Annotated in this window: 6 protein-coding genes; all 6 read right to left on the bottom strand. The window is 68.8% G+C overall.

Going from position 1 to position 6,064, the window contains the following annotated elements; translation table 11 throughout:
- Positions 1–365: 365 nt before the first annotated feature.
- Positions 366–1,400: an endonuclease/exonuclease/phosphatase family protein gene (locus tag ABDW35_RS30385; RefSeq protein ID WP_343717583.1), complete on the bottom strand. Its 1,035-nt coding sequence runs from the start codon at positions 1,398–1,400 to the stop codon at positions 366–368.
- 8 nt (positions 1,401–1,408) lie between these two features.
- Positions 1,409–2,326, bottom strand: coding sequence for a TIM barrel protein (locus ABDW35_RS30380; protein ID WP_343717582.1), 918 nt, complete (start codon positions 2,324–2,326; stop codon positions 1,409–1,411).
- A gap of 15 nt (positions 2,327–2,341) precedes the next feature.
- The gene (gene ugpC / locus ABDW35_RS30375) at positions 2,342–3,460 is read right to left on the bottom strand and encodes a sn-glycerol-3-phosphate ABC transporter ATP-binding protein UgpC (RefSeq protein ID WP_343717581.1); all 1,119 of its coding nucleotides are present in this window, start codon (positions 3,458–3,460) and stop codon (positions 2,342–2,344) included.
- A gap of 11 nt (positions 3,461–3,471) precedes the next feature.
- Positions 3,472–4,359 (bottom strand): sn-glycerol-3-phosphate ABC transporter permease UgpE, encoded by an 888-nt coding sequence (ugpE, locus tag ABDW35_RS30370; protein WP_343717580.1) that lies wholly within the window; start codon positions 4,357–4,359, stop codon positions 3,472–3,474.
- An 11-nt stretch (positions 4,360–4,370) separates the two neighbouring features.
- Complete coding sequence (locus ABDW35_RS30365) at positions 4,371–5,255, bottom strand: ABC transporter permease subunit (RefSeq protein ID WP_343717579.1); 885 nt, start codon at positions 5,253–5,255, stop codon at positions 4,371–4,373.
- Positions 5,256–5,343: 88 nt separating this feature from the next.
- The coding region (locus tag ABDW35_RS30360; protein ID WP_343717578.1) for an extracellular solute-binding protein at positions 5,344–6,064 on the bottom strand (721 nt) is incomplete at its 5' end.

Genomic DNA, 6,064 nt, shown 5'->3' with positions numbered 1-6,064 from the left:
CAGGTCGCCGGCCAGCAGCCGCCCGCCATACCAGAGGCCGGGCAGCAGCAGCAGGACGAAGACCACAGTCTTCAGCCAGGAGAAGCGGCCGGCACGGTCGGTGAAAGGCGAGCGCATGGGGTCCTCGATGGACACGGTCGGGGTCGCGGCCACGGCACAGGATAGCGCGGCCATCCCTCTATACGGAGCGGAAGGCCGCGACGTTTCATGACATCGGGTTTATGTGGGGTGCAGTCGGATTCCCATTGTTCTGTCATTGCCGGGCTTGACCCGGCAATCCAGGGGCCACCGAGAGCCGCTCTGGCCGCCCCTGGATCCTCGGGGCAAGCCCGAGGATAGAAGTTTCAAAGGGCTGTGGAACGAGGTCAGGCTTCGATGCTTGCCGTCTGCTGCCGTTCGACCGCCAACCCCGTCAGCACCGTCGCCGCCACCACGTCGTGGTCGGAGATGGCGGCGCCTGTCTCGTCCACGGCGGCGATCGTCGCCGGCGCCTCGGCATCGGCATGGCGGGTGAACAGCCAGTCGAGCTTGGCGAAGGGCGGCACCGGCGTGCCGTCCGGCCGGGTGCGCTGGGTCGGGCCGGGCGCGTTGCAGCGGTGCCAGTCGAAGCCGGCATCGCGCAGCACGGCGAACAGCGGCTCCTCCGGCGCCTCCAGGGACCCAAGCGCCTCCTTGGTGTTGAAGTCGCCGCCCAGCACCACCCCGGCGCCGGCCGGGACCAGCCGGTCGATCGCCGCCACCAGCCGCTCGCCCTGGCGGGCGCGGTCGGCGGCGTCGCTGTGGCTCTCCAGATGCGCCGCGACCAGCCAGAGCGGCCGCGGCGCGTCCAGCCGGGCGGCCATGGCCATGCGGCCGCCCAGCCGGCGCTGGTTGCCGCTGCGGCCGGCGAACCAGGTGCCGCCGGCATCCAGCGGGATGACCACCGGGTCCAGCAGCTTGTGGCGGCTGAGGATGGCGTTGCCGTGCAGCCCGCAGCGATTGTCCTCGTCGGCGTGCCATTCGCATTCACGGGCATCGCCGAGGCCGAGCTCGACGAACTCGACGCCATAGGCCCAGCCCATGCCCAGCGCCTCGGCCAGGTCGCGCACCGTGTGCCGGTTGCCGGAGCGGGCCATGCCGATATCGGCTTCGGTCAGCAGCACCACATCGGCGCCGGTGGCGCGCAGCAGCGCGGCGGAGGGGGCGTGGTACTTCAGCCGCTCGGCGTTCCAGGCGGCGACGCGCAGCTGTGGTCCGACCGGCCACATCTCCTCCGCCGGCCGATGCTCGACGGCATTGAGCGCCGGCACCTGGGCGGCGAAACGGTCATGCGCATCGTCCGGCGCCAGGGCGGCATCGGCCAGAAGGACCGGGTCCGGGGCCGGCAGCACGCCGGCCCGCCTGGTGATGATCTGCCGCATCGTCCGGATCAGGCCGCCAGCGCGCGCTGGTTGACCAGATCGGCCAGGCGCCGGGCGCGGGCCAGGCTGTCGGCCAGCTCGGCATCGTAACGGTCGGCGTTCAGCTCCAGGATCATCACCGTGTCGGGCTGGAAGGTCAGCTCGGCGAAGATCTCCTCCCAGGCGATGTCGCCCCAGCCCAGCGGCAAATGCAGGTCGCCGATGCCCAGCGCCACGGCCTCGGACGGCTCGTAAAACCTGGTCATGGTGTAGGGGCGGCCGAAGCTGTCATGCACATGCAGATGGCCGGTGGCCGAGGCCATGCTGCGGATCTGGGCGCGCCAGTCCAGGCCGCGGCGGGTGCTCTCGATATAGGCGTGGCTGAAATCGATCAGCGTGCACAGGTTGGGGTGGGCCACCGCCCGCACCGTGTCGGCGACCTCGGCCGGGGTCTGGCGGTATTCGCCGTCGTCCATGGCGAAGATGTTCTCGAAGGCCAGCTTGACGCCATAGCCGCGGGCCACTTCGGCCAGCTCGGCCAGGGCCTCGCGCTCCATTGCGTCCAGCCGGTCGCGGCCGGCCTGGTCGGTCATCGCCGCCTTGCCGCAATGATGCACCAGCACGCCGGCTCCGACCTGGTCGCACAGCTCCAGCATCGCCCGCACCACCGCCTTCTGGAAGGGCAGGTTCTGCTCGTCCATGAAGTTGGAGACGATCTGGCCGTGCACGGTGTAGCGCAGGTCGTGGCGGCGCACGATCTGCTTCAGCATCTGCGCCCGGGCAGGCAGCACGCGGCCGCCGGCGATCAGGTCCTCGCCATACAGCGACAGCTCGGCCGCGTCGGCGCCCAGCGCGGCGATGCGGCCCAGGCTGGCGTCGAGGCGGGAGAGGTCTCCCTTGCCGCTGACGCCGGTGGAGAAGCCGATGGCGGTGATGATCTCGGTCATGATGGTCTCTCGATCTCAGGCGGCGGTGGCGACGGCGAAGCGATGCTCGGCCGGCAGGTCGGCATCGAGCCGCAGCCCGGTGTGCGGGTCGAAGAAATGCAGCTGCGACGGCGGCAGGTACAGGCCCAGCGGCTGGCCGGGGGTGTAGTCGGCCTCGTCGCCGGTGGTGACGGCGAAGGACAGGCCGTCGATGTCGGTGTGGACCACCCGGCCGGCGCCCAGCTCCTCGATGAAGTCGACCGTGGCGACCAGCGCGCCGGGATGGTCGACCGGCACGATCTCCACCAGCTCCGGCCGGATGCCGAGAGCGGCGGAGCGCTCGACGAAGCGGCCGCCGAAGGCCGGGTCGATCGCGACCGTCTTGGTCTCGTCGAAGCCGAACTGGCCGGGGGCGAAGATGCGGCCCTCGATGAAGTTCATCGCCGGCGAGCCGATGAAGCTGGCGACATAGCGGGTGCGCGGGTGGTTGTAGATCTCGGCCGGGCGGCCGATCTGCTCGACCACGCCCTTGTTCATCACGATCAGCACGTCGGCCAGGGTCATCGCCTCGACCTGGTCATGGGTGACGAAGACCGAGGTCGCGCCCAGGCGCCGGTGCAGGCGGCGGATCTCGACCCGCATCTGCACCCTGAGCTTGGCGTCCAGATTCGACAGCGGCTCGTCGAACAGGAACACCTCCGGCTCGCGGATGATGGCGCGGCCCATGGCCACGCGCTGGCGCTGGCCGCCGGACAGGGCGGCCGGCTTGCGGTCGAGGAAATCCTCGAGGCCGACCAGCTTCGCCACCTCCCGCACCTTGGCCATGCGCTCGGCCTTCGGCACGCCCGCCACCTTCAGCGCATAGCCCATGTTCTGGGCCACGGTCATGTGCGGGTACAGCGCATAGTTCTGGAACACCATGGCGCAGCCGCGCTCCCGCGGCTCCAGCCGGTTCACCACCCGGCCGCCGATGGCGATCTCACCGGCGGTGATCTCTTCGAGGCCGGCGATCATGCGCAGCAGGGTCGACTTGCCGCAGCCGGACGGGCCGAGGATCACGGCGAAGGTGCCCGACGGCAGGTCCAGGTCGACGCCGTGCACCACCGGGGTCTTGCCGTAGCTCTTGCGGACGCCGCGGATGGCGATGTGGGCCATGGGGTCTCTCCTTATTTCTCGGTGGCGATCAGGCCGCGCACGAACCAGCGCTGCATCAGCGCGACGACCAGCAGCGGCGGGATCATCACGATCAGGGTGCCGGCCATGGCGATGTTCCATTCCGGCAGGCCGCCCTGGTTGGTCGGGATCAGGCGCTTCAGCTCCACCACCGCGGTGCTGAAGGACTGGTCGGTGGTGACCAGCAGCGGCCACAAATACTGGTTCCAGCTGTAGACGAAGAGGATCGCGGCCAGCGCCAGCATGTTGGTGCGCGACAGCGGCATCAGGATCTCGGCGAAGAAGCGCATCGCCCCGGCGCCGTCCATCTTCGACGCCTCCAGCAGCTCGTCCGGCACGGTCAGGAAGAACTGGCGGTAGAGGAAGGTGCCGGTGGCGGTCGCGATCAGCGGCAGGATCAGGCCGGTGTAGGAGTTCAGCAGGTTCCACTGCAGGTCGACCTGCAGCCCGATGGCGGCGAGGATGCTCTGGAACGGCGACAGCGCGTTGGCCGCGATCGAGTAGGTCGGCACGATGCGGACCTCCAGCGGCAGCATCAGCGTGGTGAAGATCAGCCAGAACACCAGCATCCGCGCGCGGTAGCGGAAGAACACGATCGAGAAGGCGGTCAGCGCCGCCAGCACGATCTTGCCGACCGTGACGCCGACCGCGACGATCAGGCTGTTCAGCAGCTTCGGGCCGAACTCCGCCTGGTTCCAGGCGGCGGCCAGGTTGTCGATCAGATGGCCGCCGGGGACCAGGCTCATCGGCACCTGGTTGACGCCCTGGATGTCCTTGGTCGCGGCGGCCAGGACGATGCCGAAGGGCAGCAGCACCAGGACCAGCCCGGCGATCAGGATCAGGTGGGTCAGCGCGTTCAGGATCGGGGTGCGTTCGATCATCGCATCCTCCCTCAGCTGTAGTGGACGCGGCGTTCGACCCAGCGGAACTGGACGAAGGTGAGGACCATGACCAGCAGCATCAGCACGATGCTCTGCGCGGCGGCGCCGGAATAATCGAGGCCTTTGAAGCCGTCGAAATAGATCTTGTAGACCATGACTTCGGTGCCGCGGGCCGGGCCGCCCTCGGTCATGATGTCGACGATGCCGAAGCTGTCGGTGAAGCTGCCGGTGAGGTTGATCACCATCAGGAAGAACAGGGTCGGCGCGATCAGCGGCAGCTGGATGTCGGCCATCCGGCGCAGGGCGCCGGACCCGTCCATGGCGCTGGCCTCGATCAGGCTCCTCGGGATCGACTGCAGCGCCGCCAGGAAGAAGATGAAGTTGTAGCCGATCCAGATCCAGGCATGGCACAGCACCACCATGATCAGGGCCTGGGTGCCGTTCAGCACCGGGTTCCACAGGCCGGGCCACAGCGCGTTCAGCGCGCCGATCATCCCGCTCTCGGGCGCGAAGATGAAGCGGAAGGCCACGGCCGCGGCGGGCGCCGCAATCGCGTAGGGCCAGACGAAGATCGAGCGGTAGGCCTGGAAGCCGCGCAGCTGGCGGTCGACGAACAGCGCCAGGACCAGGGCGCCGGCCATGGCGATGCCGGTGGCAAGCAGGGCATAGGCGAAGCTGACGCCGATCGACCCCCAATAGGCGCCGTCCGCGAAGATCGCCTTGAAGTTCTCCAGCCCCACCCATTCATTGCCGCCGCCCCAGGGCTGCTCCAGGGTGAAGGCCCAGTACAGCGCCTCGCCGGCCGGCCAGTAGAAGAACAGGAACACCAGCAGCAGCTGCGGCGTGATCAGGAGCCAGGCCAGAGTCCGGTTCTTGAAGAAGGCGCGTTTTTCCATCGGGTCCGAGGCGGCTGGTGGGGGAGGGGCGAAGGCCTGCCGACCCCCGCCCGGCCGTGGGCCGGCAGGGCGGGGGCGGCGGATCCGGTCAGAGCAGCTGCTTGCCGGAATAGGTCTTCTCGAACCGGCGCAGGATCGCGTTGCCGCGCTCCACCGCCTGGTCGAGGCCGTCCTGCACCGAGACCTTGCCGGCGATGATCGCCTGCAGCGCGTCCTGGACTTCCTTGCGGATCTGGATGTAGCCGCCGAGGCGGATGCCGCGCGAGACCGGGGTGGTCGGGGTGAAGGTCAGGCTCTCGATCGCGATCTCGCGGCCCTTGTAGGGCGCCTTGTCGTAGAAGCCCGCGGCCTTCATCGCCTGGAAGCCGGAATTGGTCACCGGGATATAGCCGGTGACGGTCGACCACCACTCGACCGAGGAGGGCTGGGCCAGGAAGTTCAGGAACGCCGCGGCACCCTTGTACTCGCCCTCGGACTTGCCGGCGAGGACCCACAGCGAGGCGCCGCCGACCAGCGAGTTCTTGCGCTCGGTGCCAGCCCAGATCGGCAGCTTGACCACGTCCCAATGCATGTCGGGCGCGGCCAGCTTGCCGATAGTGCCGTGGTCGGCGACCGAGGACTGGGTCATCTGGCAGGTGCCGGAGGCGAAGGCCGGGACGACGTCCTGGCCGCCCTCCTTGGTCTTCAGCACGAACAGGCCTTCGTCGTACATCTTCTTAATGAAGGCGACATGGTCGACGAATTTGGTCTTGTTGAAGACCAGCTCGGCGTCGAGCCCGTCATAGCCGTTGTTCTTGGTGGCGATCGGC

Origin of the sequence: Inquilinus sp. (genome assembly GCF_039594555.1) — a bacterium.
GTDB lineage: Bacteria > Pseudomonadota > Alphaproteobacteria > DSM-16000 > Inquilinaceae > Inquilinus.
The sequence above is the reverse complement of the archived record's forward strand: the minus strand, read 5'-3'. Positions and strand labels throughout refer to the sequence as shown.